Raw genomic sequence first — 25784 nt, forward strand, 5'->3', positions numbered from 1 at the left:
TAAAGCAAAATTGATTGAGTCGCCATTTGCGTAGGCGCGTATAAACAAGGTAATTGAGCCAGAATTGGGGTAAAAGTGGAAAATCAACGAGAAATACAATTAAAAGCCTGGTGCGAAGCCGTTACCGGATATGCGCAAGGGCCGCTGCAACCAGTGTCCGGCGACGCCAGTTTTAGGCGTTATTTTCGTGGCAGCGACGGGCAACGTAGCGTGATTGCGGTTGATGCGCCACCGCAGCAAGAGCGGCTGGATATATTTGTGGCGGTGGCTGAAGCTTATCGCGCCCAGGGCGTTCCGGTGCCCGAGATTATTGCCGAGCACCGCGGTAAGGGTTTTATGTTGCTGAGCGATTTGGGCTCCACACTATTGCTGAGCAAACTGCAACGCGATAACGCGCCTGAACTTTACCGGCAGGCCATTGATTTACTTCCGGGAATTATGACCGTTATTAAAACAGCTGAGGGGCCACTACCGGCGTATGACGAAGCACTGTTACAGCGTGAGTTGGCGTTGTTTAAAGACTGGCTGTTGGAGCGTCATTTGGGGCTGGAGTTGAGCCCGGCTGAAGAGCAGCTGTGGGCCGATTTTTGTGAACTCATGGTGAGCAATGCTCAAGAACAGCCGCAAGTGGGTGTGCATCGTGACTATCACTCGCGCAATTTAATGGTGTTAACCGACAATACTCTGGCAACCATAGACTTTCAGGACGCGGTGCTGGGTCCGGTTACCTATGACCTGGTGTCGCTGCTGCGTGATTGTTATGTGGCGTGGCCTACCGAGTTGGTGCAGGAACTGGCGGAATATGCGCGAACGTTGTTGCAGGAAAATAACCAACTGGCACGAACCGTTTCGGCGGAGCAATGGCAACGCTGGTTCGATTTAATGGGCATTCAAAGGCATACCAAAGCGGCTGGTATTTTCGCCCGGCTGTGTCATCGCGATGGCAAAGACGGCTATTTAAACGATGTACCCAGAACCTTGAACTATTTAGTTGAAGTGGCGGCGGCTTATCCGGAACTTGCTCAGTACCACAGTTGGTTAAACGAGCGCGTGTTGCCGGCCTGGCACCAGCAGAGCAACACATGAGTTTAACTATGCCAACAGCTATGATTTTGGCGGCGGGCAGAGGCCAGCGTATGCAGCCGCTTACCGACACCACGCCCAAGCCGTTGCTAAAGGTGGCTGGTAAGCCGTTGATTGTTTATCATTTGGAAAAGCTCGCCAGGCTTGGGGTAAAACGCGTGGTTATTAACTATGCGCATTTGGGCGAGCAGTTTCCCGCAGCACTTGGTGATGGTAGTAAGTGGGGGCTCACTATTGTGTATTCGCCAGAGCCTCCTGGTGGATTAGAAACCGCCGGTGGCATTATTCAGGCTCTACCCTTATTAGGCGATAAGCCGTTTTGGGTTATTAACGGCGACATTTTTACTTACATGCCGTTTGAGCAGTTGCCCATGCAACTGCATAACGGGAACTTAGCCGAACTGGTGCTGACCAATAATCCTGAGCACAATCCGCTGGGCGACTTTGCCATCGAACAAGGTCGCGTGGTGTCAGCCAGCCAACAGCCCAAGTTTACCTTTACCGGAATGGGGTTGTATCACCCGAGTTTGTTCAATAATTATGAGCCAACCGCAGCACCAGTGTTACCGCTGAGGCCGCTGTTTGAGCAGGCCATAGCAAAGCAGCAACTGGGTGGAACGATTTGGAACGGTGCCTGGACTGACGTTGGCACGCCCGAGCGACTGCAGCAACTGGACGATCAAATGAGGTCACAAGACGTATGATTTGGGGAAAGATATTCGGCACGTTAGTCGGCTATATGGTATTGAAAATACCAGGGGCTGTGCTTGGCTTTGTGATCGGGCATTGGTTTGATCGGGGGTATGCACAGAACTTTGATCAGCAGGGCGGTTTAGGCCGCTTTCTGTTTGGCGGTGCCAATGCTGCGCATGATGCCAGCTACGTATACACCATGTTTGCGGTACTGGGGCACGTAGCCAAAGCCAAAGGGCAGGTTACCAAAGCTGATATTGCACAGGCCAGCGCACTAATGAGCATGTTTGAGCTGGACTCAGACGCTCGCGAACAAGCCCAGCGTGCGTTTCGCGAAGGGAAAGAACCAACCTACCCATTAGAAGCTTCCGTAAAAGAATTCCGCCAGGCGTTTTTTGGTCGTCGCGACGTATTGCAATTATTCTTAGAGCAACTGATCACCAACGTGTTGAACGACCAGCGCATTGAAAAAGCTGAATACGATGTATTAATGCGCACCGCCAAAGCTCTTGGCTTTACCAAGTTTGAGCTGGACCAGTGGCTGCTTATGCAGCGTGCCAGCCAGCGCTTTCATCACTACCAGTCTGGAGCTGGTGGTCAGCAGCGGCAACAAGGCCAGCGTCAATACTCGAGCGGCCGCAGTGCCGGGGATAATTTAAAAGACGCCTATGACGTATTAGGTGTTACGGCGAAAGCATCTGACGCTGAGGTGAAAAAAGCCTACCGCAAACTGATGGCGCGGCATCACCCGGATAAACTCGAAGCGCAGGGCTTACCACCGGAAATGATGAAGGCCGCGCAAGCGAAAGCGCAAGATATTCAAGCGGCGTATGAAAGTATTAAAACGCATCGTGGCAGCAAGAATTAACAGCGGTTAAAAACCCTGATAACGCAACCAGCCAATAAACTCAGGAATAGCTTGCCCGGCGGAAGTGGAACTTAGTGGTGGTAGTTGCCGCTGCCGATAGCTTAAATGTTGCTCGCGCTGCGCCAGTAATTTGCGTTGCCGCTGGGTTTGTTTAACCCATTGATTAGCGCTTGCTGTAGTCACATCAAAAACTGGTAACGGCAGCACGGCTAGCTTTTCGCCTACCGCTTTATTCAGGCTGTATTGTGGCATGTAAGGGTCAATCACAATCAGGGCGTCGGGCTGCACCGGCGCTACTATACCCCCGCCGGTTTGCAAATCTTCATTCAGTATTTCGGTTAGAAATGCCGCTGTCATACCTTCCGCCACCAACACCACGAAGCCGGTGTAATCACTAAGCTCATTCATCAGCGGCTGCAAACGTTGGCGCAAGCTATCGCGCAGCGGCGCCAGTGTTTCCTCGCTGACCGGTTCCGGGTAACGCTCGTCTACCGCCGGAAATTGCAGCATGTCGGTTTGAATACGACTCGTGGGCGGGTGTAGCGCGAAGGTGGTCCAGCCGTGCTCAGGCAATTGCTGATATAAGTTGGTCAGTAGCGGAGTTTGTAATGGGTGTTGCGACCAGTCAGGAATGTGAATAATCACACCGCGCGTAATAGCCTGCAAGCTCTCGCGCTCTAACAGCAAATATCTGTTGCCGTCGCTTTCTAACCAGCGCGCTTCACCAGGCGGTAAGTAGCGCATAAGGTCATCTTCCGTTGCGGCAGTGGCCACGGAACTTAGGGTGAAACTGGTAAGCAGCAACAGCAACAGAGTTTTCATGTTGTTGTTATCGGCTTGGCACCAACGGCCTTTAATTAATTTGCGCGGAACGAATTGCTTAGAAAGGCAGCTCAGCAGAAAGGGTTACATCTTCGTCCAGGGTTGGGTGTCGGAAACAAATTTTATAAGCGTGCAACAGTAACCGGTCGGCGGCAGCAAAAGCCTGCTGGTGGGCATAAAACTTATCGCCCAGAATTGGGGTGTTCAGGGCCAACATGTGCACTCTTAACTGATGCGAACGGCCAGTATGAGGAAACAACGCAACATCGGTGAAATCCTGCTCCTGATTAAGTACCTGATAGCGAGTTTGCGCCGCTTTACCGGCCTGCAAATCTACCATTTGTCGTGGGCGGTTAGGCCAGTCGCAGCGCATGGGTAAGTCCACTACGCCCTGCTGTGCTGGCAACTTACCCCATACTCGAGCCCGGTACTCTTTGCTTACCTGGCGCAGTTCGAACTGTTTGTTCAGGGCTGCTTGCGTGGGTTTGTCTAATGCCAGCAGAATGACGCCAGAGGTAGCCATATCCAGCCGATGAACAATACGAGCTTCAGGCCATACCCTGGTTGCTCGCCACCAAATTGAATCCTTATGAGCAGGATCTTTGCCCGGTACGCTGAGCAAACCTGGTGGCTTATTTACGGCAACCACCCCGTGTTGTTGATACAGCACTTCCAGAAATGGCTGCTGGGGTGGTTCGTATTTAAGCAGGGTCATCCAGGCACATTCACAATTAACCGCAAGGCATCAAGGCTCAACTGTGGCTGCGCAATGGCATGCTCCAACGTGGCCTGACGCTCGCTTATCGCTTCAATTTCCGCCGGGCGTACTTGCGGGTTGCGTTGTTGCAGTTCCTGCAAGCGCTTTAACTGAGCGCTTAAGTTACTGCGAAGCGCCGCTTGTCCGGCTGCAATAGCTGACTGCTGCTGTTGTTCCGCCTGATTCCAGGCTTCGCTGATTAACTGCTGGCAGTCGCTGCGTAGTTGCTTCATTAACTGGCGTGCGGCTTTTTTCTCAACGAACTGACACTGATTATCTAAAGCTTGTGCCGGCACTTTGTCGGTTAAATCACGACCTTTGGAATCCAGCAGTACGCGAAAGCGCTGCAGCGGATAGAACTCGTGTGCCACCCATTGCGGTGGTGCCGCAATAGTTGAGGTAAAGGAAAGCTCCAAAAACCAGCTACCGGCAGGCAGAGCATTGTTTTTAATAACCGCCACACAAGTGCTGCCGAAATGATCATGCAGTAGTAAATCCAATGCACTGCGTACCAACGGATGATCCCAGTTCAGAAACGCAACGTCTTCCCGTTGCATTGCCACTTCGCGGAAAAAGGTTATTGGTAAACCTTCATCGGGCAGGCCTGGTAGTGCTGGTACGCGCATATGTTCACTTGGGCGAGCCAGCCAAATGCCTTCACTTAGTGACTCATAATCCACCCCAAAGCGCTCAAAGAAATCAAATACAAAGTTTTCTAATTCTTCGGTGCGTTCAGCTGCACCAACCAGCTCCAGAATTTGTTGTGCCTGAGCCGGGCGGCAGGCATTAAGCTCCTGCAACAAATCGCGACCATGGGCACTTTGCTCACGTAATTCGTGGGCTTTTTCTTGGGTGTCCTTAATCAGTTCATCCAGACCATCGCCAAGGCTCTGTATAACTTGCTGTAACTGCTCGTGCAATTGCACATACAGCTGGTGGCCAACAGCGTTAGGCTTTTCAAAGGCTTGCATGCCGTCGCGATACCACGGCAGCAACACAGCTTCGTCGCTGTCGTCACACACCGGCACATGAATATGAATATCACCTTCCTGACCAATACGATCCAGTCGGCCTATGCGTTGCTCCAGCAAGTCTGGGTGGTGAGGCAAATCAAATAGCACCAAATGCTGAACAAACTGGAAGTTACGGCCTTCACTGCCAATTTCGGAACATACCAGAATTGGGCTGCCGTCTTCTTCACTGGCAAAAAATGCGGCGGCGCGGTCACGTTCGGTTAGCGTCATTTGCTCATGGAATACGGCCGCGTGAATACCGGACTTCACCCGCAATGCTTCGGCAATATCCAGTACCTGTGCGGTGTCGGAACAAATCAGTACGGTTTTTAACGGACGTTGCTTCTTCACATAGTCCAACAGCCAGTCAATGCGGGTGTCTTCCATCCAGTGCAGACGGTCGTCGCCTTCCAACAATGGTGGCAGTGCATCAAGTTCGTAGGTATAAAGCTTACGTTGACCAAAGCCGCCTACGTGCTCGCGCGAGTTACGGAACATCACCCGGCCGGTACCGTGCATATCCAGTAATTTTTCCAGGCGTGCCTGACGCGTTTCGGTATCGGCATCGGCGGCAATGGGCTCGCCGGAAATGGCTTCAATTTGTTGGCATAGTTCTTTGGTTAGCGGTTTGTCTTCACTCAGCGCGGCGGCACACGGCGCCCAGTCCTGATAGGCCTGTTGCTCTTTCACAAACTCCTGATAATCGTTAAAGCGGTCGGCGTCCAGCAACTGCAGCCGTTGAAAGTGCTGTTCACTGCCCGATTGCTCAGGCGTAGCCGTTAGCAATAGTAACGAACGGCTCTGATCAGCCAACTGACGCACCACGGTAAAAGACGAACTGGCCGGATCCAGATGGTGCGCTTCATCAACAATCAGCATGTCCCAGTGACTGGTGAGCAATTGCGCCGACCACTTTTCATGTTTCAACATAGCGTCGCTAATAATAATACGTTGTTCCGTATCAAATACTTGCTCGGTGTCCAGCGCTGCTTGTTCGCAACGCTCTTCGTCAAACACGCTAAAGCTAATGGCAAACCGACGTTGTAGCTCTACCAGCCATTGGTGCACCAGGCTTTCCGGCACTATAACCAGCACGCGCTGAGCACGGCCGCTAAGCAGGCGACGGTTCATAATCATGCCCGCTTCAATGGTTTTACCTAAGCCTACTTCGTCAGCTAGCAATACGCGGGGGTCAAAGCGATCGGCCACAGCCTGAGCAACATACAGCTGGTGTGGCAACAGTTGCACGCGGGCGCTTAGCAAACCAGTGGCCTGGCTTTGTTGCAAGTTCTGTAAGTGCTGCTGGGACTGCTGGCGCAACCGATATAAATCAAGCCGGTCGGCTTTGCCAGCCATAAACCGGGTGAGCGGCTGCCCGGCCGCAACTTGGTGCGCTAACTGGGGTTCAGGAACATCTAGCTGTTGGTCGGGGGTTTCTTCGGGGCTAACCTGATAGGTCAGAATGCCATTTTTTGAAACCACATCCAGCACGGTGAAATACCAGCCGTCGGCGTGTTGCCCACGTTCATCAGCCTTTAACTGGTAACGCACCAGCGGCGCGGTGTGGCTGGCGTAGTATCGAATTTCTTCGGTCGCCGGATACAACACGGCTAAGCGACGCCCTTCAAACTGAGTAATTAAGCCTAAGCCAAGTTCGGTTTCGCTCTCGCTCAACCAGCGCTGTCCTACCGCAAATTCTGCTGTCATTACTACTTGCCCGAAGTCAGAAAATTAAGGCCAATATGGTAGCTAATGCAGCCTCTGAAAGCCAGCTTAGTTCAGTGTGAAGCTTGGATGTCATTGATTCCAAAAGGGCATTTCTGAAACTAAAAAAATCATAAAAAAATGCTTGGCGCTGACCCCTTTTTCCGCAAAACTGGACTAAGCTTTAGGGAAATAATAAAAGCTCCTTCACTCGCGTTTGGGGATGTCAAATGACAAAAAAACTAGACTATGATAGCTTGCCAACGGACCTAACTACCTCTCCCTCTCACACTGCAGTGCGCACCAAGTTCTACGTTCTCGACACCAACATACTCTTACACGAACCCTTAGCATTTCTAAACTTCCATGAACACAACGTTATTATTCCTATGGTGGTTCTGGAAGAGCTGGATGCGATTAAAGATCGTCAGAAAGACGTAAGCCGGGACGCGCGAGTGGCGATTCGCTCGCTGGAGAATGCATTGAAAGATGCAACACCTGAGCAGATTCTGGCAGGGGTGCCGCTAAATCGGCTGCAGGGTAATCATCAGGCCGATGGCACGCTGGCTATATTCGCCGACTATGAGTTGCGCCAGGCCGATTCAGCACTGTCGTTAACCGAAAACGACCACCGCATTATTCAGGCAGCCATTGAGCTGCAAAAGCAACACCGCGAACACAAAGTGGTGCTGGTGACCAAAGACATTAACATGCGGTTAAAGGCCAAGGGTGCCGGGGTTAAGTATGTTGAAGATTACCGTACCGACCAGCTGATTGATGATATCCGCTTTCTGTCCAAGGGTTTTCAGGAGGTGGAAGGCAGCTTCTGGGAGCAGGTGGGTGAAGTAACCAGTGTGCAGGAAGGGCGTGATACTTTCCATGAAGTGGAGCGCGAGCTGCTACCGAACGTGTTCCATAACCAATACATGATTGATGACGACGAAACTTTTGCGGGTCGGGTAGTGGGTTACAACGACAAGCATGTGCGCTTACTGGATTTAGGCTACGAGCGCATGATGGGCTATAGCGCCTGGGGCGTGCATCCGAAGAATATTTATCAAGCCATGGCAATGCACGCATTGCTGGATACCTCGGTTGATCTGGTTATTTTAACCGGGCCCGCTGGTAGTGGTAAAACCTTGCTGGCGCTGGCCGCGGCGCTTGAAATGGTGGTTGAGAAAGGTATTTACGAGAAGATCATAGTAACGCGGAATACGCCGGAAATTGCCGAATCTATTGGTTACTTGCCGGGTACCGAAGAAGAAAAAATGGCGCCCTGGCTGGCCGCTATTACCGACTCGCTGGAAGTGCTGCACAAAAACGATGAAAGCATGGAATCAAGCCTGAACTTCATTATGAAGAAGGCGAATATTCAGCTGAAGTCGCTGAACTTTATGCGCGGGCGCAGCATTCAAAACGCCATTGTTATTCTGGACGAGGCGCAAAACCTAACTGCCTCTCAGTTGAAAACAATTATTACCCGCTGCGGCACCAATACGAAGATTATTTGCTCCGGTAACCTGGCGCAAATTGATAGTTATTACCTGACGGCGGTAACCTCGGGCTTAACTTATATTGTTGAGCGTTTTAAAGACTATCCGGGTAGTGCAACCGTGAACTTGAATGGAGTAGTGCGCAGTAACCTGGCGCAATATGCGGAAGAAAACCTTTAAGGGAATCGCTCCGTGCGGTATTGGTTAGCAGCCACATAGCGCGCGGAGATTTCACTAAGCTCACCTATTTTTAATGATGCCGGGCCAGTTGGCTCAACCACCAAAAAGGATTGTCCATCAATGTCTATGGTGGTCTCATCGTCGCGCTTACTCATGCGCAGGGCTAAGAATGCATGCTCTGGCACATACACCGCATACACAGGCACATCGGGCATTAACTCACGTAATAATCCGCCCATAAGTGTTACTTTGCTGTCACAGTCGGCCTGATGCTCAAGTAAAATTCGTGCCGGCGGGTTAAAGCCCGCGCCATTTGAACGTATGCGGTCGGTAAGCTCTTCATAGGGGATGCCTTGCATAAAGCTTAGTACACTGCCCAAATATTCGCGTTGGGTGTTGTCCCCGAGCAAGGCTCCAAAAGCTTCTGCAATGGGGTCGATAATATCGTCAGAGGCTTCGGCAATGGCCACATGATCAGGTTTAATGCCTGTTCTACCGGTGGAATCGGTATGGCGGTTATAAAAATTCTCGCGCAAGTATTCGGTGAAGAACCGTTCGTGGGCTGCACTCATTTGCGCCATAGCATCGGCGTCTGAGTTCCCGCGCTGGCGTATTTCCAGCACAGTTTCCCGTTGGCGTAACAGCACTTCCATGGTGTTCCAGCCTTGTCGGCGAGCATAGCGGGTTAATTTATAGCGCAATTCACGGTTCGCACGTTCAGGTTGGTACGCGCGATATTTACGAAAGGAATTATGTAAAGTTGTAACGGGAATTCGTAAGCTAATACTTAGCGCTTCGCCGTTAAAGTCTTGCCAGCGATACTGTAAAACGTAGTTGTCATCAACTCGTTCGCTGTTGCGTTGGGTAGTGGCGGCATGGACAGCAGTGGCGAATAGCGCAACAGCGACCATCAACGCCAGCGTTACGGTCGAATTGCGCATGGTCGTCTCAGAATTTCACTTCGGTAACAGGGTTATCGGTATATTTCAGGTCGACTTGATACTCAGTGCCACCAGCGCGTATGAAAAAGTAGGTTTTTTCGCGCTTAAACAGCTCTTGCAGCGATATATTTTTTACGCCGGGACGACGCACGGGTTCCCAGTCGGACAATTCGACACCGTATTTAGACACCAGAATATTCGGGTATCTATCGTTGGTAACCAGCAGTAGCTGGCGCGACTCGTCTTTTAAGGTGATGGTGTTGCCCATCAACGTGTATGGCTCTTCACTTCCGAACAAGGTGACATCCTCAAACCATGGCAATTTTTATCGGCATACTATAACGCGAACTGTTTAAGTCGCCAACTTTCTACGCCCAATCGCGGTGTTTTATTTCTAAACCCTAATAATTAACTAACCGTTAGTCGTTATTTTCTGTCGCAATATTTTGTAAATAGTCTTCCAGAATTAAAACCGCCGAGGCGCTATCAATTTGCCCTTTATCCAATTTACGGAAACCACCCCGGTCAAAAAGTTCTTCGCGGGCGGCCACTGTGGTCAGACGTTCGTCCTGGAACTTCACTGGCAGGCCGTAACGACCGTGCAAACGCTGGCCAAACTTGCGCGCCTGCTGAGTTAGTAATTGTTCGGAGCCGTCCATATTCAGTGGTAAACCAACTACCACGTATGCTGGCGCCCATTCTTCCAGCAGCTTACTAACCAGTGGCCACTGTGGCTGACCGTCACGAGCTGCTAAGGCTGGTAATGGGCTGGCGGTTGCGGTGATCTGCTGGCCCACAGCCACACCAATGCTTTTGGTGCCAAAATCAAAGCCCAGCACACTACTCATGCATGGCCTGCTTCGGGTCCTAGCTGCCAAATATCAATGCCCAGCTTTTCTGCTGCCCGCTGCCAGCGTTCACGCACCGGCGTTTGAAACAAAATATCGGCATCAGCAGGTATGGTGAGCCAGCTGTTTTCCGCTAGTTCCTGTTCCAGTTGCCCGGCGTCCCAACCAGCGTAACCCAAAGTCAGAATAAACTTGTGCGGGGCCGCGCTGGAACCCAGTGACTCCAGAATATCCTTGGAGGTGGTGATCATGATGTCGTCACTCAGTTGCAAGCTGCTGCGCCAGGTGTCTTGCGGCGGATGCAGCACAAAACCCCTGTCGGTGGCTACCGGGCCACCGGAATAGACCGGTGCCGTTAAACTGCGATGTTCATCGGTTTGCCCTTCAGGTACCACAATTTCGAGCTTTTCCAGTAGCGAGCTAACGTTCAAATCCACTGGCTGATTAATAATTAATCCCATGGCACCTTCTTCGTTGTGCTCACAAATATAAGTCACGGTGCGACTGAACAACGGATCAGTCAAACTGGGCATGGCAATTAAAAAATGATTCTGCAGACTACTTAGCTGTTCCATGACGTTCCTCGTGTACTGCTTCCACAGCGTCAAACAACTTGGCGGCAATGTTAATGTCGTAGGCGGCTTCTATTTCACGCATACAGGTAGGGCTGGTTACGTTGATTTCGGTAATGCGATCGCCAATCACATCTAAACCAACCAGCAATAAGCCGCGCTTTTTCAGTTCCGGGCCAACCGCTTTGGCCAGTTCCCAGTCGCTGTCAGACAACGGCTGCGGGCGACCGCTGCCACCGGCGGCTAAATTACCGCGAGTTTCGCCGGCCGACGGAATACGGGCCAGCGAATAAGGCATAGCTTCGCCGTTAATCAAGATAATACGTTTGTCGCCGTCTTTAATGGCAGGCAGGTAACGTTGCACCATGGCGTAGCGGTTACCATGCTCGGTCAGGGTTTCAATAATCACCCCTAAGTTTGCGCCGGCTTCACCAACGCGGAATATAGACGCACCGCCCATACCATCGAGTGGTTTTAAAATAATGTCTTTATGCTGCTGATGAAACTCGCGAATTTGCCCTGCGTTGCGGGTAACTATGGTTTCGGGAATGTGGTCCGGGAACCAGGCGGTAAATAGCTTCTCGTTACAATCGCGCAGGCTGTCTGGTCTATTCACCACTACCGCGCCGCGTTGCTCGGCCAATTCCAGCATGTAAGTAGCGTACACAAACTCCATGTCGAACGGCGGATCTTTGCGCATCATTATCACATCAAAATCGCCAAGCGGCATGGTTTGCGATTCACCAAGCTTATAAAAATCAGTTTTCTGATCGGTTACCTGAACACTGCGGGCGCTGGCCATTGGCTCGCCCATAACCACAGACAAATCTGACATTTCTAAGTAATACAATTCATAGCCACGTTGCTGAGCTTCCAGAAGTAGCCGGAAGCTGGTGTCTTTCCACGTTTTTACCGTGGCAATAGGATCCATAATCATGGCTAATTTCATGCAATTACTCCTTGCTGTAAGCCGTTAGCTAGGCTAAGTCGCCAAATTCATATTGTAGAATAGATAGAGCGGTTAACGCGGCTGTTTCAGTGCGCAGCACCCGCGGTCCTAAGCGAACGGGCAGGAAACCACTGTGCTTTGCCTGCTCAACTTCGGCGTCGGTGAGTCCGCCTTCCGGGCCTATTAATAATTGTATATTGGTGCGCTCAGCGCCGGCTTCAAGGGGCAGTTCCCGTAGCGCTTTTGGCGCGTATGGGTCCAGCGTTAGCCGAACCGCTGCCGATGCCTGTTCAAACCACTGGTTTATTGACACCGCAGGGTGCACTTCAGGCACTACCGCACGACCACTTTGTTCGCAGGCGGCAATCACTATTTTTTGCCATTGCTGCTGCTTTTTCTCGAGCCGGTCGCCGCTTAGCTTTACGCCACAACGTTCGGTAAATAAGGGAGTGATGCTAGCTACGCCAAGCTCAACTGATTTTTGCAACACGAAATCCATGCGGTCGCCACGGGATATGCCTTGCCCCAAATGAATGGCTAGCGGTGACTCATTGTTCACTGCCCGAGCCTGTTGTACCTGCACCTGCACCTGACGTTTGTCGGCGCTAACAATTTCAGCGCTGTAAAAATGGCCGTCGCCATTAAATAACTCAAGTTGTTGACCGGGTTGCATGCGCAGCACCCGCGCAACATGTTGCACCGCATCGTCGCTAAGCATGATCAGGCTGTCGGCTGCCAATGGCTGGGTTTGGTAAATACGGGGTATACGCATAGTAAGTGCCAACTACTCCGGTTAACGTGGCATGATGAACTCAATTATCCTAGCAGAAAGGCAAGTAGGGCGGTAACACAATAGATGATAAGTTGCGTAATCAGGCTGCCGCTATAGAATACCAGTTGATTCATTACCAGAGTCGCAGCCAGCACCACCAAAGTCTGAGGATAATTCGTATCATGAAGGGTTACTTAATTGCCGCAACAACACTTCTGCTTGGCTATTTTGCCGCAGTACCAACGACTTCTGCCGAAGTTCCTGAATTAGACATGCAGCGCGAGCCAGATGTGCACAGCTATGCGCGCTTACAGGAAATTTCGACCAGCCATTTGGATTTAAATGTCACCGTTGATTTTGCGAAAAAGCAGGTGCAGGGGCATGCCACTTATACTCTGGTTCGCAATGGTGAGGCTGAGGCGGTTTATCTGGATACGCGTGAATTAACCATCTTAAGAGCCGAGGCTTTGGTTGATGAACGTTGGCAGGTTACCCCCCACAAGCTGGGTTTACCGCACCAGGTTTTAGGCCGTGAATTGCGCATTGAAGTGCCTGAAACTGCAACGAAAGTAAGGGTTCACTACCACTCTGCACCTACTGCTACTGGCTTGCAATGGCTAACGCCGCAGCAAACCGCAGGTAAACAGCAGCCCTTTATGTTCAGCCAGTCGCAAGCTATTCACGCACGTAGTTGGATTCCTATTCAGGACACGCCCGCGGTGCGTTTAACTTATGACGCCACAGTACGTACCCCCAAAGAAGTTATTGCGGTAATGAGTGCGAATAACGAACTTGAGCCAGAGCGTAACGGCGAGTTTAAGTTTTCCATGCCACAGCCCATTCCACCGTATTTAATTGCAATTGCCGTGGGTGATTTGCAAAGCAAGAGTATTTCCGACCAGGTAGCTGTGTTTGCTGAGTCTTACATTGTCGAGCGTGCGGCCAATGAATTTAGTGATACGCCGGCAATGATTGAAACTACCGAAGCTATGTATGGCCCTTACCGCTGGGAGCGTTATGATTTATTAGTGCTACCACCAAGCTTCCCATTCGGTGGCATGGAAAATCCGCGCTTGTCGTTCATTACGCCAACAATCATTTCTGGTGATCGCACGCTGATTAATTTAATTGCACATGAGCTGGCGCACTCTTGGTCGGGTAATTTGGTTACCAATGCCAGCTGGCGCGACTTGTGGATTAACGAAGGCTTCACCAGCTACGTGGAAAATCGGATTATGGAAGCACTGTTCGGTGAACGTCGCGCAAACATGGAGTTGGCACTTGGTTATCAAGATTTGATGGCAGACATGAACGACCTTTCGGCGGCTGACACAGTACTGAATATTGAACTGGGCCAGCGCGATCCCGACGATGTATTTTCGCAGGTACCTTATGTGAAAGGGCAACTGTTACTGGTTTATTTAGAGAAAAAGTTTGGGCGTGAATTGTTTGATGAGTTTTTGCGTAATTACTTCCGCGACTTTGCGTTTAAAAGCATAGATACCGCCATGCTGAAAAGCTACATACAGCGCGAACTGCTGGAGCAGTACCCTGATGTAGTCAGCATGGCTAAGTTGAATGAATGGATACATGAGCCTGGCTTACCAGAAGATGCTCCGCAGCCGGAATCCGACGCTTTCGCCCAGGTGGAAATGCAGCAAAAGCGCTGGCTGAAGGGCGGCCAACTTAATACTGCCGAGTGGACGACGCATGAATGGCTGCACTTTATTAATGGCCTGCCGCTGGATATTTCCACCGCAAACATGGCACGGCTGGATAGAGAGTTTGACTTAACGCAAAGTCAAAATAGCGAAATTGCTCATGCATGGCTAAAGTTAGCTATTCAGAAGAATTATGAACCAGCGCGGAAAAGGTTGCGTAATTACCTGCTAAGCATTGGTCGCAATAAATTAGTAGGACCCTTGTACCGTGAGTTAGCAAAAACCGAAACGGGTTTGAAATGGGCGCGGGAAGTATTTGCTGAAGCCCGTGCAGGATATCATCCGCTGACACAAAGCCAGACCGAACAAATTTTGCAGCTGGACTAAACAGCTGCCCACGGACACTGGCAGGTTAGCGGTTCAACGCAAGCAGAAGGAATTTTACATGTTGAAATCAGTAGGATATGCAGCTAAGGCTGCTGACAAGCCATTGGACACTTTTCAGTTTGAACGTCGTGAGGTAACCCCAAACGATGTGCAAATCGAAATTCTTTACTGCGGTGTTTGCCACTCGGATTTGCATCAAGCTCGCGACGAGTGGCACAACACGATTTTTCCAATTGTTCCTGGCCATGAAATTGTTGGCAAAGTAACTAAAGTTGGCGACAAAGTTAGCAAGTACAAGGTTGGTCAAACCGTAGGTGTGGGTTGCATGGTTGATTCCTGCCGCACCTGTTCAAGCTGTGAAGAAGGTTTAGAGCAATACTGTGAGAACGGCTTTGTGCCTACCTATAACGGCGAAGAAAAACATATAGACGGTGTTACCTATGGCGGCTATTCCGACAACATAGTGGTGCACGAAGATTTCGTTTTAAAAGTATCAGACAAACTAGATTTAGCTGGTGTGGCACCGCTGTTATGTGCCGGTATTACTACCTATTCGCCATTGCGCCACTGGGGCGTTGGTGAAGGCCATAAAGTTGGTATTGTGGGCTTAGGCGGACTTGGCCACATGGGCGTAAAACTCGCCAGCGCTATGGGTGCCAAAGTAGTGCTGTTTACGACTTCACCGGGCAAAGTTGAAGACGCCAAGCGCTTAGGTGCCGACGAAGTGGTGATTTCTAAAAACGAAGACGAAATGAAAGCTCACACCAACAGCTTTGATTTTATTCTGAACACCGTAGCGGCGCCGCACGATCTCGATGCGTACATGACTTTGCTGAAGCGCGACGGCTCTATGACTTTGGTTGGTGTGCCAGCCGAGCCGCATCCGTCGCCGCAAATTATGAATCTGATTTTCAAACGTCGTAGTTTGGCCGGCTCACTCATTGGTGGCATTGCGGAAACTCAGGAAATGTTGGACTTCTGTGCCAAGCACAACATTACTTCGGATGTTGAAATGATTGATATGGACTATATTAACGAAGCCTATGAACGCATGTTAAAAAGCGATGTGAAATATCGCTTTGTTATTGATATGGCTTCACTGAAGAAAGGTAAGGACGCAGCCTAGTTGATTAGTTATACCTTATAACTAGAAAGCTAGACTTATAGACGTCTAAAACTGGAAAAGCCAGCGAGGCTTCGGTAGAATGCGCCGACTTTTTGCTGGCTTTTTTATGTGAAATGTTGCTGAGCGCTGTTCCGAGCTGTATGCCTGGCAGTCAGCACCATAAAAAACTATAGGATAACTATGTCACGTCATTTATTTACTTCTGAATCGGTGTCTGAAGGGCATCCGGACAAAATAGCAGACCAAATCTCAGATGCGGTTTTAGATGCGATTCTGCAGGTGGATCCGAAAGCGCGTGTTGCCTGTGAAACTTACGTAAAAACCGGCATGGTGTTGGTTGGTGGTGAAGTATCTACTACCGCCTGGGTAGACATTGAAGATATTACCCGTAAAACCGTTCGCGAAATTGGTTACACCCATTCTGATATGGGTTTTGATGCTGATTCTTGCGCCATTTTAAATGCTATTGGTAAGCAGTCGCCTGATATAAACCAAGGTGTTGACCGTGAAAGTCCGGAAGAACAGGGCGCTGGCGATCAGGGCTTAATGTTTGGTTATGCTTCCAACGAAACCAGCGTATTAATGCCGGCACCTGTTACTTATGCGCACCGGTTAGTGCAGCGTCAGGCTGAAGTTCGTAAAAACGGTTTACTGGAATGGCTGCGTCCTGACGCCAAAAGCCAGTTAACCTTTGTGTATGAAAACGGCAAGCCGGTGGGTATTGATACCGTGGTGTTGTCGACTCAGCATCGCGAAGACATTAGCCTGGCTCAGTTGAAAGAAGCCGTGATGGAAGAAATCGTAAAGCCAGTGTTACCAGCAGATTGGGTAACCCCGGAAACTCGTTTTCATATTAACCCAACCGGACGCTTTGTTATCGGCGGACCTATGGGTGATTGCGGCTTAACCGGTCGTAAAATTATCGTGGATACCTACGGTGGTATGGCTCGTCATGGTGGCGGTGCTTTTTCCGGTAAAGATCCGTCAAAAGTTGACCGTAGCGCGGCTTATGCGGCACGTTATGTGGCGAAAAATCTGGTTGCTGCCGGTTTGGCTGAGCGTTGCGAAATTCAGATTTCCTATGCCATTGGTGTGGCTGAGCCAACCTCTATCAGCATTGAAACTTTCGGTACCAGCAAACACGATGAAGTGGCGTTAATTGCGCTGGTGCGTCGCCATTTCGATTTGCGCCCTTATGGTTTAATTAAGATGTTGGACTTAGAACGCCCTATATATGGTGAGACTGCAGCCTATGGCCACTTTGGTCGTGAGCAGTTCCCATGGGAAAAAACGGACAAGGCTGAAGCCTTGAAAGCTGATATCTAATTTGCTTGTAAGCCCCGAATTGTGGACAATACGCGCACATTTTGTGGGCAGCAATTCGGGGTTTAAACATGACAGCTATACAAAAAGATCGTAAACATTTAGCCAATGCAATTCGTGCGCTCAGCATGGATGCGGTGCAACAAGCCAATTCCGGGCACCCTGGTGCACCTATGGGCATGGCCGATATTGCCGAAGTACTATGGCGCGACTTTTTAAAGCACAACCCGAATAACCCCAATTGGTCTAACCGCGACCGCTTTGTGCTTTCCAACGGTCACGGCTCCATGCTCATTTATTCCCTGCTGCACTTAAGTGGTTATGATCTACCACTGGAAGAGTTGAAAAACTTCCGTCAATTGCATTCAAAAACCCCGGGTCACCCTGAGTACGGCTACGCGCCAGGTATTGAAACCACTACCGGCCCACTAGGTCAGGGTTTGGCCAACGCAGTAGGCATGGCACTGGCTGAAAAAACCTTAGCTGCCCAGTTTAACCGCCCTGAACACAACATTGTTGACCACAACACCTACGTATTTTTAGGCGATGGCTGCTTAATGGAAGGTATTTCCCACGAAGCCTGTTCGCTGGCCGGTACGCTGGGCCTTGGTAAGCTCATTGCGTTTTACGACGACAATGGCATCTCCATTGACGGTGAAGTGGAAGGTTGGTTTACCGACGATACAGCTAAGCGCTTTGAAAGTTATGGCTGGCAGGTGATTTCAGCCGTTGATGGCCACGACGCTGCTGCCATTCGCAAAGCTATTGAAACCGCTCAAGGCGAAACTAACAAGCCAACCCTTATTATTTGCAAAACCATTATTGGTTTTGGTGCACCGAACAAGCAAGGTAGCGAAAGCTGTCACGGCGCTCCGCTGGGCGTTGATGAAATTGCCGCCGCCCGCACCCAGTTAGGCTGGGAATATCCGGCGTTCACTATTCCTGATGATGTGTACGAAGGTTGGGATGCCCGCCCGGCTGGCGATAAGCGTGAACAGCAGTGGCAGCAGCAATGGCAAGCCTACGAACAGGCGCATCCTGAGCTGGCCGCTGAATACAACCGCCGCATCAATGGTGACTTGCCAGCTGATTTCGGTACACACGCACAAAACTATATTGATCAGTTGCAAGACAAGCCGGCTGATATTGCCAGCCGCAAAGCATCACAAAACGCTCTGAATGCCTATGGTCCGAAATTACCTGAGCTGTTAGGTGGTTCTGCCGACTTAGCTGGCTCTAACCTCACTTTGTGGGACAACGCCAAAGCTATTACCGCAGACGACGCCGCTGGTAACTACGTATACTATGGCGTACGCGAATTTGGTATGTCGGCCATTATGAATGGTGTGGCTTTGCACGGCGGTTTTGTGCCATACGGCGCTACCTTCTTAATGTTTATGGAATATGCCCGCAACGCAGTGCGCATGGCGGCGCTGATGAAACAGCGCAGCATTTTCGTATACACCCACGACTCTATTGGGTTGGGCGAAGACGGCCCGACGCATCAGCCGGTTGAGCAATTATCAAGCCTGCGCTTAACGCCAAACATGAGCACCTGGCGCCCGTGTGACCAAGTGGAAAGCGCGGTGGCCTGGAAAGCGGCACTGGAACGCAAGGATGGCCCAACAGCACTTATCTTTAGCCGTCAGGGTTTACCGCAGCAGCAACGCACGCCGGAACAACTGCGTAACGTCGCTCGTGGTGGTTATATCCTGCGCGACAGCGAAGGTACACCGGAGCTAATTCTTATTGCGACAGGTTCTGAAGTTAACCTGGCCATGCAAGCAGCGCAGCAACTGAGCGAACAAGGTAAGCAAGTTCGTGTGGTTTCCATGCCTGCTACTGACGTATTTGACGCACAAAGCGCCGACTACCGTGAGCAAGTGTTGCCGGCAGCAGTAACCAAACGCGTCGCTGTGGAAGCGGCTATGGCTGACTACTGGTACAAATATGTGGGCTTAAATGGTCGCATTGTGGGCATGACCACTTTTGGTGAATCAGCGCCAGCCGGTGATTTGTTTAAACACTTTGGCTTTACCACTGACAACGTGGTGAAGGTTGCACAGGAACTGCTAAGCGCATGAGCCAGAACTTGCCGCGGGTAGCCATTAATGGATTCGGCCGTATCGGCCGCAGCGTGTTGCGCGCCTATTTTGAAAACGACTGGCAACAGCGTTTTCAAATTGTGGCTATTAATGAGCTGGCCGCCGCAGCCGACATGGCGCATTTGCTGAAGTATGACTCCAGCCATGGCCGTTTCAGCTTCCCGGTGCAGGTGCACAACAACCAGCTTGAAGTTGCTGGTCAGAACATTGAGCTCAGCTGTGAGCGTGAGCTCAGTAATTTGAACTGGCGTGAACTGGGTGTCGATTTAGTCATTGACTGCACCGGCGTGTATGGCAGTAAAACCGACGGCCAGAGCTATCAGCAGCAAGGCATACCGCGAGTACTGTTTTCACATCCGGGCAAGGCCGACGTAGATTTCACCGCCATTTATGGGGTGAACACCGACGCCATGACCAGTGCCGAGCAAATAGTGTCGAACGGCTCTTGTACTACCAACTGCATAGTGCCGGTTATTCAGGTGCTGGATCAGGCCTTTGGCATTGATAGTGGCGCTATTACTACGATTCACTCGGCCATGCATGATCAGCAGGTTATTGACGCGTATTCGAATGACTTACGCTTAAGCCGTGCTGCCAGCCGTTCCATTATTCCGGTGGACACTCGCCTGGCGCGTGGTATTGAGCGCATTCTGCCGCATTTGGCCGGACGCATGGAAGCCATAGCGGTGCGGGTACCAACTACCAATGTTACCGCCATGGACTTGAGTGTTACGCTCAACTCAGATGTAACTTTAGATAAAGTAAATCAGGTGCTGCGCGACGCAGCCAATAACAGCATGCAGGGCGTGGTCGGTTATTGCGACGAACCCCTGGTGTCGATTGATTTCAACCATGATCCCCGTTCCAGCATTGTTGATGGCACCCAAACCCGGGTGAGTCATCGCCGCTTAGTGAAAGTGCTGTGCTGGTGTGACAATGAATGGGGATTTGCGAATCGTTTATTAGATACTGCGCAGGTTATGCTTGACCGGGCGCAGGCGAACTAAATTGAACAAAGGGTAAAACGAATGGACGTCATTACACTTGATGATTTAGATATTGAAGGCTCACGAGTACTTATTCGTGAAGATTTAAACGTACCGGTAGAGAACGGTAAAGTAACTTCAGACGCACGTTTACGAGCGGCGTTGCCGACTATTCGTGAAGCGGTTGCTGCGGGCGCCAAAGTTATGGTGATGTCGCACTTAGGGCGTCCTACCGAAGGCGAATACGATGCCGAAGCTTCGCTACAGCCAGTGGTAGATTATTTAAACGACGCGTTGGATGTACCGGTGCGCTTAGTGAAAGACTATCTGGACGGCGTTGAGCTAACCACCAACGAAGTCGTGGTTTTCGAAAACGTGCGTTTTAACTTAGGCGAGAAGAAAAACGACGATGCGCTGGCGCAAAAATTAGCAGCGCTGTGTGACGTGTTCGTCATGGATGCCTTTGGTACCGCGCACCGTGCGCAGGCCTCTACCCATGGTGTGGCCAAATACGCACCGGTAGCTTGTGCCGGACCTTTGCTGGCGGCGGAACTAGATGCACTGGGTAAAGCTCTAAAAGAACCGGCGCGCCCGCTGGTAGCTATTGTGGGTGGCTCGAAAGTGTCTACCAAGCTTACTGTTTTAGAGTCGTTGTCAACCAAGGTTGATCAGCTGATTGTGGGTGGTGGCATTGCCAATACCTTTATTGCTGCCGCTGGCCATGAAGTGGGTAAATCGTTGTATGAAGCCGATTTAACCGACGAAGCGTCGCGGTTAATGAAAGCAGCAAAAGCCAAGGGTGCTGATATTCCATTGCCAACCGACGTTATCACCGGCAAGGAATTTAGTGCTACAGCTACCGCACAACTGAAAGCTGTAGATGCGGTAAACGACGACGACATGATTTTTGATGTGGGCCCGCAAACAGCAGAACAGTTTGCTGAATTACTGAAAAGCGCCGGCACTATCGTATGGAACGGCCCGGTGGGCGTATTCGAATTTGATCAATTTGGGGCAGGCACCAAAGCCTTAGCTGAGGCTATTGCCGCTAGTGATGCATTCTCAATTGCGGGCGGTGGTGATACGCTGGCAGCCATTGATAAGTATGACATCGCTGATAAAATCAGTTACATCTCGACCGGTGGCGGCGCTTTCCTTGAATTTTTGGAAGGTAAAACCTTACCGGCAGTCGCAATTTTGGAAGAACGCGCATTAAACGGCTAAGCCGTTATTAAACGAATTTAGGAGAGTTCAACATGGCACTTATTTCACTACGTCAGCTGTTAGACCATGCAGCCGAAAACGACTACGGTGTTCCGGCGTTTAACGTCAATAATCTTGAGCAAATGCGCGCCATTATGCAGGCTGCTGACGAAACCGATAGCCCTGTTATTGTGCAGGCTTCAGCTGGCGCCCGCACCTACGCAGGTGCACCTTTCTTACGCCACCTTATTTTAGCTGCAATTGAAGAGTGGCCGCATATTCCGGTGGTTATGCACCAGGATCACGGTACTTCACCAGCAGTATGCCAGCGTTCTATTCAGTTGGGCTTTAGCTCGGTCATGATGGACGGCTCGTTGAAAGAAGACGGCAAAACCCCGGCTGACTACGACTACAACGTGAAAGTTACCCAGGACACTGTGGCTATGGCTCACGCCTGCGGCGTTTCCGTAGAAGGCGAGTTAGGCTGCTTAGGGTCACTGGAAACTGGCGAGGCCGGCGAAGAAGACGGTATTGGCGCTGAAGGTAAATTGTCGCACGAGCAAATGCTGACCGATCCGGAAGAAGCTGCTGAATTCGTAAAAGCGACCGACGTTGATGCGCTGGCTATTGCCTGCGGAACCTCGCACGGTGCTTATAAATTTAGCCGTCCACCAACAGGTGATATTCTGGCGATTGACCGTATTCGCGACATTCACAAACGCATTCCAAGCACTCACCTGGTTATGCATGGATCGTCTTCAGTACCACAAGAGTGGCTGAAAGTGATTAATGAGTTTGGTGGTGAAATGCCGGAAACTTATGGTGTGCCGGTAGATCAAATTGTGGAAGGTATTAAATACGGCGTGCGTAAAGTAAACATTGATACTGACTTACGCTTGGCATCAACTGGTGCGGTACGTCGCCATTTAGCCCAGAACCCGAACAACTTTGACCCGCGTAAATTCTTAAACGCCGCTACCACAGCTATGTACGAAATTTGTAAGGCTCGTTATGAAGCCTTCAACTGTGCTGGTCAGGCAAGCAAAATCAAAGTTATTTCACTGGAAGACATGTTCCAGCGTTATGAGAACGGTGAATTGCGCGCCAAAGTTAACTAACTCTATAAAATGTGCATTGGTGGAGTTTTTTTGACTCCACCATGAACATTTTTTATCCTAGTTATGCTTAAAAGTTTTAAACATCATGGTTTTTAATCGTTTTTGAGGTGTACGTGCGACATTATTTTCTGGCAGTAGCGGTTTCATCGGCTTTTTTCTTCTCTAATCAGGCAGCGGCTCAGGCTACTGCGTTAATGTTCGACGATGCGAATGACTTAGATACAGAAGAAGTGCAAGGCTGGGAAGCTAGTGCCGAACTCGGCTTGTTGTTTACTTCGGGTAATACCGAGACAGAATCATATAAAGCGAAACTGAATATTTCGCGTGACGTGCAAAACTGGCGGCACAAAGGTGTGGTTGACTATTATCGCGCCGAACAAGTAGATCAAAGCACTGGGGAGAAAGAGCTTACTGCAGATAAGTTTTTCGTGTCAGCGCAAACTAACTATAAGTTTGACCCTGATAGCCGTTCTTCTATGTTCCTGTTTGGTTCTTATGAAGAAGACCCATTCAGTGGTTTCGAGTACCAAGGTACCGTGGCTGTTGGTTATGGTGCCCGCTATCGCTACAGCGAAAAGATTTACGCAGACTATGAAATTGGTCCGGGTTACACCACTAACAAACCTATTTTAGATGGAATACCGCAAGATTCAGAAGGTAGTGCAATTTTGCGTCTGGCTGGTAGTTTGAGCTGGGACATTACTGACAAATCTAAATTTAATGCACTGCTGGCTTCTGAAGTGGGTGAAGACAACACCAAAACCCGCGGTGAAGTTAGTGTATCCTCTAATATCAATGGTTCTCTGGCGATGAAGTTCTCCATTGGCGCCACGCATAACTCCGACCTTCAAGACGAAACACTTGAGAACCTGGATACCGAGACAGCAGTAACTCTGGTTTATACTTTTTAATAGTTGAACACACGAGTTTCATACTGAATTACAAAAAACCATAGCCTCTGCTATGGTTTTTTTATAGCTGCGAAAGCACGGCATTTATAGGTTCCATCTGCTGCGGCTTTTCGCTACCATTCGCACCAGTTAATTTCGACGCAAAGAGAGACTACCAATGTCTGCAAACTCGTTTTTAGGTGTTTTTGCAAAATCCCCAATAAAACCAATGATCGAGCACATCGAACAGGTTTGTGATTGTGCGATGGCGTTAAAACCTTTCTTTCAGGCAGTTTATAAAAACGACTGGAAAGCGGTTGAACAAGCTCGTAACGACATCGTGCAGAAAGAAAAAGCAGCGGATGCCATCAAGCGTGATATCCGCTTAAATCTACCTGGCGGTTTGTTTATGCCGGTGGAGCGCACTGACTTGCTCGAGTTGGTTTCACAACAAGACCGTATTGCCAATAAAGCCAAAGACATTTCCGGCTTAATTACCGGTCGTGAACTACATATTCCAGAATCCATGGTGGAAGGCTTTGATGCCTACTTAAACCGTTGTCTGGACGCTGCAGATAAAGCCAAAGAAACTATCGGCGAGTTTGACGACTTGCTGGAAGCTGGTTTCCGTGGTCGTGAGCGTAATCTGGTTGATAAGCTGATTTCGGAATTAGATGCGATTGAGCATGATACCGACCAGCTGCAGATTAAATTGCGTCGCCAACTGCGCGAGCTGGAATTAGATATGAATCCTCTGGATGCGATGTTCTTATACCGCATTCTCGACTGGGTCGGCGATTTAGCTGACTTATCTGAGCGCGTAGGCGCTCGCTTCGAACTCATGTTGGCCCGCGTTTAGGCCGGAGATAGTCATGGATATTATAACTTCTTACGGAACACTATTAGTTCTGTTAGCGGCCGGTTTTGGCTTCTTTATGGCCTGGGGTATTGGTGCAAATGACGTTGCCAATGCCATGGGTACCTCGGTTGGCTCGAAAGCGTTAACCATTAAACAAGCCATTATTGTGGCGATGATATTTGAATTTGCCGGTGCGTATTTAGCCGGTGGTGAAGTAACCTCAACCATACGTAAAGGTATTATTGATTCGGGTTACTTTGTTGATACGCCTGAGCTACTAGTATTCGGGATGATTGCCTCGCTGCTGGCGGCCGGAACCTGGCTGCTTATCGCGTCCTATCTGGGCTGGCCAGTTTCTACTACACACTCCATTATCGGCGCTATAGTTGGTTTCGCAGCTGTAGGTGTAGGCGTTGAAACGGTTAGTTGGTCAAAAGTAGGGGGGATTGTTGGTAGTTGGGTTATCACGCCAATGATAGCCGGCTTAATCGCCTACTTTATATTCTTAAGCGCCCAGCGGCTTATTTTTGACCGCTCCAATCCGTTGGAAATGGCCAAGCGCTACGTGCCTTTATACATGGTGCTTACCGGCTTTATGATTTCGCTGGTAACTATTACCAAAGGCCTGAAACACGTTGGTATTAACTTCACTACTATGGAAGGTTTTATCCTAGCCTTAGCCGTGGGTATTGTGGTTGGTATCATTGGTAAAGTGGTGATTCAACGCATTAAGTTTGACCCTGCTGCCGACAAAGACATGCATTACACCAACGTTGAGCGGGTATTTGCCGTGCTGATGGTGGTAACAGCCTGTGCCATGGCTTTCGCCCACGGTTCTAACGATGTTGCCAATGCCATTGGTCCGCTAGCCGCAGTAGTTAGCATTGTGTCCAGCGGCGGTGAAATCGCCAGCACTGCCAAACTGGCCTGGTGGGTATTACCTGTTGGCGCTATTGGTATTGTTGCCGGTTTGGCGATGTTGGGTAAACGCGTTATCGCCACTATTGGTAACGGTATTACTCACTTAACCCCAAGCCGTGGTTTCGCTGCCGAGCTGTCGGCAGCTACCACAGTGGTACTGGCATCGGGAACCGGCCTGCCAATTTCAACCACCCAAACCTTAGTTGGTGCGGTGCTGGGTGTTGGTATGGCGCGCGGTATTGCGGCGCTTAACTTAAGCGTAGTGCGCAACATTGTGGTGTCCTGGGTAGTAACGCTGCCAGCAGGTGCCATTATGTCGATTATCTTCTACTACACTTTAAAAACGATTTTCGGCGTATAATTTTTAGGATGTACTGAACGAAAATGTTTTACATTAAAAGGCGGCCATCAGGCCGCTTTTTTTATGGTCGTGAGAAAAACTTTGTATTCATTCCAAACTTTTTTCAAAGCAGCCGCGACAGTAATGACAACTCAGTAAGGGAACAAAGT

Annotated in this window: 23 protein-coding genes; 14 read left to right on the forward strand and 9 right to left on the reverse strand. The window is 50.1% G+C overall.

From position 1 onward, the window contains the following. Positions 1 to 75: 75 nt before the first annotated feature. The 3 genes from CCE91_RS10400 to djlA are packed head-to-tail and all read left to right on the forward strand — an operon-like array spanning position 76 to position 2644. A complete protein-coding gene (locus CCE91_RS10400) occupies positions 76 to 1086 on the forward strand; it encodes an aminoglycoside phosphotransferase family protein (protein ID WP_086435235.1) in 1011 nt (336 codons plus the stop codon). After that, positions 1083 to 1787 carry an N-acetylmuramate alpha-1-phosphate uridylyltransferase MurU gene (gene murU, locus CCE91_RS10405; protein WP_234996324.1) on the forward strand — a complete coding sequence of 235 codons (705 nt, stop codon included), beginning with the start codon at positions 1083 to 1085 and terminating at the stop codon, positions 1785 to 1787. Before CCE91_RS10400 ends, murU begins: the two co-directional genes overlap by 4 nt. Next, the gene (gene djlA, locus CCE91_RS10410) at positions 1784 to 2644 is read left to right on the forward strand and encodes a co-chaperone DjlA (RefSeq protein ID WP_086435236.1); all 861 of its coding nucleotides are present in this window, start codon (positions 1784 to 1786) and stop codon (positions 2642 to 2644) included. The genes murU and djlA overlap by 4 nt, the downstream gene beginning before the upstream one ends. A 6-nt stretch (positions 2645 to 2650) precedes the next feature. Here djlA and CCE91_RS10415 read toward each other — a convergent pair whose 3' ends face one another. The 3 genes from CCE91_RS10415 to rapA are packed head-to-tail and all read right to left on the reverse strand — an operon-like array spanning position 2651 to position 6943. Next, a complete protein-coding gene (locus tag CCE91_RS10415) occupies positions 2651 to 3466 on the reverse strand; it encodes a DUF3530 family protein (protein ID WP_086435237.1) in 816 nt (271 codons plus the stop codon). A gap of 58 nt (positions 3467 to 3524) precedes the next feature. Continuing rightward, a complete protein-coding gene (locus CCE91_RS10420; protein ID WP_086435238.1) occupies positions 3525 to 4181 on the reverse strand; it encodes a pseudouridine synthase in 657 nt (218 codons plus the stop codon). Then, complete coding sequence (rapA, locus tag CCE91_RS10425; RefSeq protein ID WP_086435239.1) at positions 4178 to 6943, reverse strand: RNA polymerase-associated protein RapA; 2766 nt, start codon at positions 6941 to 6943, stop codon at positions 4178 to 4180. Before rapA ends, CCE91_RS10420 begins: the two co-directional genes overlap by 4 nt. A 227-nt stretch (positions 6944 to 7170) precedes the next feature. On the opposite strand from rapA, the gene CCE91_RS10430 reads away from it, so the two are divergent. After that, positions 7171 to 8613, forward strand: coding sequence for a PhoH family protein (locus CCE91_RS10430; RefSeq protein WP_086435240.1), 1443 nt, complete (start codon positions 7171 to 7173; stop codon positions 8611 to 8613). Here the strand turns inward: CCE91_RS10430 and CCE91_RS10435 are convergent. The 6 genes from CCE91_RS10435 to rsmE form a co-directional block, all read right to left on the reverse strand. Next, a complete protein-coding gene (locus tag CCE91_RS10435) occupies positions 8610 to 9554 on the reverse strand; it encodes a hypothetical protein (RefSeq protein ID WP_126797225.1) in 945 nt (314 codons plus the stop codon). The two genes, CCE91_RS10430 and CCE91_RS10435, sit on opposite strands and share 4 nt — an antisense overlap. 7 nt (positions 9555 to 9561) lie before the next feature. Further along, positions 9562 to 9852: a hypothetical protein gene (locus CCE91_RS10440; RefSeq protein WP_086435242.1), complete on the reverse strand. Its 291-nt coding sequence runs from the start codon at positions 9850 to 9852 to the stop codon at positions 9562 to 9564. Positions 9853 to 9973: 121 nt separating this feature from the next. After that, positions 9974 to 10402 (reverse strand): Holliday junction resolvase RuvX, encoded by a 429-nt coding sequence (gene ruvX, locus CCE91_RS10445; RefSeq protein WP_086435243.1) that lies wholly within the window; start codon positions 10400 to 10402, stop codon positions 9974 to 9976. Beyond that, on the reverse strand, positions 10399 to 10977 hold the full coding sequence (locus CCE91_RS10450) for a YqgE/AlgH family protein (protein WP_086435244.1): 579 nt from the start codon (positions 10975 to 10977) through the stop codon (positions 10399 to 10401). Before CCE91_RS10450 ends, ruvX begins: the two co-directional genes overlap by 4 nt. Further along, on the reverse strand, positions 10961 to 11923 hold the full coding sequence (gshB, locus tag CCE91_RS10455; protein ID WP_086435245.1) for a glutathione synthase: 963 nt from the start codon (positions 11921 to 11923) through the stop codon (positions 10961 to 10963). Before gshB ends, CCE91_RS10450 begins: the two co-directional genes overlap by 17 nt. 28 nt (positions 11924 to 11951) lie before the next feature. After that, entirely contained in the window at positions 11952 to 12695 is a 744-nt protein-coding gene (gene rsmE, locus CCE91_RS10460) for a 16S rRNA (uracil(1498)-N(3))-methyltransferase (protein ID WP_086435246.1), read from the reverse strand. A gap of 182 nt (positions 12696 to 12877) precedes the next feature. Between rsmE and CCE91_RS10465 the strand changes: the two genes are divergently transcribed. The 10 genes from CCE91_RS10465 to CCE91_RS10510 all read left to right on the forward strand — a co-directional run bounded on the left by CCE91_RS10465 (position 12878) and on the right by CCE91_RS10510 (position 25635). Next, a complete protein-coding gene (locus CCE91_RS10465; RefSeq protein WP_086435247.1) occupies positions 12878 to 14743 on the forward strand; it encodes a M1 family metallopeptidase in 1866 nt (621 codons plus the stop codon). Between the two features lie 61 nt (positions 14744 to 14804). Next, positions 14805 to 15869 (forward strand): NAD(P)-dependent alcohol dehydrogenase, encoded by a 1065-nt coding sequence (locus tag CCE91_RS10470; RefSeq protein ID WP_407681286.1) that lies wholly within the window; start codon positions 14805 to 14807, stop codon positions 15867 to 15869. A gap of 180 nt (positions 15870 to 16049) precedes the next feature. Then, entirely contained in the window at positions 16050 to 17195 is a 1146-nt protein-coding gene (gene metK, locus CCE91_RS10475; protein ID WP_086435249.1) for a methionine adenosyltransferase, read from the forward strand. Positions 17196 to 17263: 68 nt separating this feature from the next. Beyond that, positions 17264 to 19276: a transketolase gene (tkt, locus tag CCE91_RS10480; protein ID WP_086435250.1), complete on the forward strand. Its 2013-nt coding sequence runs from the start codon at positions 17264 to 17266 to the stop codon at positions 19274 to 19276. After that, the gene (epd, locus tag CCE91_RS10485; RefSeq protein ID WP_086435251.1) at positions 19273 to 20304 is read left to right on the forward strand and encodes an erythrose-4-phosphate dehydrogenase; all 1032 of its coding nucleotides are present in this window, start codon (positions 19273 to 19275) and stop codon (positions 20302 to 20304) included. The genes tkt and epd overlap by 4 nt, the downstream gene beginning before the upstream one ends. 21 nt (positions 20305 to 20325) lie before the next feature. Continuing rightward, positions 20326 to 21507, forward strand: coding sequence for a phosphoglycerate kinase (locus tag CCE91_RS10490; RefSeq protein ID WP_086435252.1), 1182 nt, complete (start codon positions 20326 to 20328; stop codon positions 21505 to 21507). A 32-nt stretch (positions 21508 to 21539) separates the two neighbouring features. Next, a complete protein-coding gene (fba, locus tag CCE91_RS10495) occupies positions 21540 to 22604 on the forward strand; it encodes a class II fructose-bisphosphate aldolase (RefSeq protein WP_086435253.1) in 1065 nt (354 codons plus the stop codon). A gap of 113 nt (positions 22605 to 22717) precedes the next feature. Next, positions 22718 to 23515 carry a DUF481 domain-containing protein gene (locus CCE91_RS10500; protein ID WP_234996325.1) on the forward strand — a complete coding sequence of 266 codons (798 nt, stop codon included), beginning with the start codon at positions 22718 to 22720 and terminating at the stop codon, positions 23513 to 23515. 157 nt (positions 23516 to 23672) lie between these two features. Then, positions 23673 to 24353, forward strand: coding sequence for a TIGR00153 family protein (locus CCE91_RS10505; protein ID WP_086435254.1), 681 nt, complete (start codon positions 23673 to 23675; stop codon positions 24351 to 24353). A 13-nt stretch (positions 24354 to 24366) separates the two neighbouring features. Continuing rightward, on the forward strand, positions 24367 to 25635 hold the full coding sequence (locus CCE91_RS10510) for an inorganic phosphate transporter (protein WP_086435255.1): 1269 nt from the start codon (positions 24367 to 24369) through the stop codon (positions 25633 to 25635). Positions 25636 to 25784 lie beyond the last annotated feature (149 nt).

The organism is Pseudidiomarina planktonica, from assembly GCF_900177775.1.
Classification (GTDB): domain Bacteria; phylum Pseudomonadota; class Gammaproteobacteria; order Enterobacterales; family Alteromonadaceae; genus Pseudidiomarina; species Pseudidiomarina planktonica.

What these genes read in the sequence shown, in the direction of transcription:
- murU (WP_234996324.1), top strand. Translation starts at nt 1,083, where the DNA reads ATGAGTTTAACTATGCCAACAGCTATGATTTTGGCGGCGGGCAGAGGC.
- djlA (WP_086435236.1), top strand. Translation starts at nt 1,784, where the DNA reads ATGATTTGGGGAAAGATATTCGGCACGTTAGTCGGCTATATGGTATTG.
- CCE91_RS10415 (WP_086435237.1), bottom strand. Translation starts at nt 3,466, where the DNA reads ATGAAAACTCTGTTGCTGTTGCTGCTTACCAGTTTCACCCTAAGTTCC.
- CCE91_RS10420 (WP_086435238.1), bottom strand. Translation starts at nt 4,181, where the DNA reads ATGACCCTGCTTAAATACGAACCACCCCAGCAGCCATTTCTGGAAGTG.
- rapA (WP_086435239.1), bottom strand. Translation starts at nt 6,943, where the DNA reads ATGACAGCAGAATTTGCGGTAGGACAGCGCTGGTTGAGCGAGAGCGAA.
- CCE91_RS10430 (WP_086435240.1), top strand. Translation starts at nt 7,171, where the DNA reads ATGACAAAAAAACTAGACTATGATAGCTTGCCAACGGACCTAACTACC.
- CCE91_RS10435 (WP_126797225.1), bottom strand. Translation starts at nt 9,554, where the DNA reads ATGCGCAATTCGACCGTAACGCTGGCGTTGATGGTCGCTGTTGCGCTA.
- ruvX (WP_086435243.1), bottom strand. Translation starts at nt 10,402, where the DNA reads ATGAGTAGTGTGCTGGGCTTTGATTTTGGCACCAAAAGCATTGGTGTG.
- CCE91_RS10450 (WP_086435244.1), bottom strand. Translation starts at nt 10,977, where the DNA reads ATGGAACAGCTAAGTAGTCTGCAGAATCATTTTTTAATTGCCATGCCC.
- gshB (WP_086435245.1), bottom strand. Translation starts at nt 11,923, where the DNA reads ATGAAATTAGCCATGATTATGGATCCTATTGCCACGGTAAAAACGTGG.
- rsmE (WP_086435246.1), bottom strand. Translation starts at nt 12,695, where the DNA reads ATGCGTATACCCCGTATTTACCAAACCCAGCCATTGGCAGCCGACAGC.
- CCE91_RS10465 (WP_086435247.1), top strand. Translation starts at nt 12,878, where the DNA reads ATGAAGGGTTACTTAATTGCCGCAACAACACTTCTGCTTGGCTATTTT.
- metK (WP_086435249.1), top strand. Translation starts at nt 16,050, where the DNA reads ATGTCACGTCATTTATTTACTTCTGAATCGGTGTCTGAAGGGCATCCG.
- tkt (WP_086435250.1), top strand. Translation starts at nt 17,264, where the DNA reads ATGACAGCTATACAAAAAGATCGTAAACATTTAGCCAATGCAATTCGT.
- epd (WP_086435251.1), top strand. Translation starts at nt 19,273, where the DNA reads ATGAGCCAGAACTTGCCGCGGGTAGCCATTAATGGATTCGGCCGTATC.
- CCE91_RS10490 (WP_086435252.1), top strand. Translation starts at nt 20,326, where the DNA reads ATGGACGTCATTACACTTGATGATTTAGATATTGAAGGCTCACGAGTA.
- fba (WP_086435253.1), top strand. Translation starts at nt 21,540, where the DNA reads ATGGCACTTATTTCACTACGTCAGCTGTTAGACCATGCAGCCGAAAAC.
- CCE91_RS10505 (WP_086435254.1), top strand. Translation starts at nt 23,673, where the DNA reads ATGTCTGCAAACTCGTTTTTAGGTGTTTTTGCAAAATCCCCAATAAAA.
- CCE91_RS10510 (WP_086435255.1), top strand. Translation starts at nt 24,367, where the DNA reads ATGGATATTATAACTTCTTACGGAACACTATTAGTTCTGTTAGCGGCC.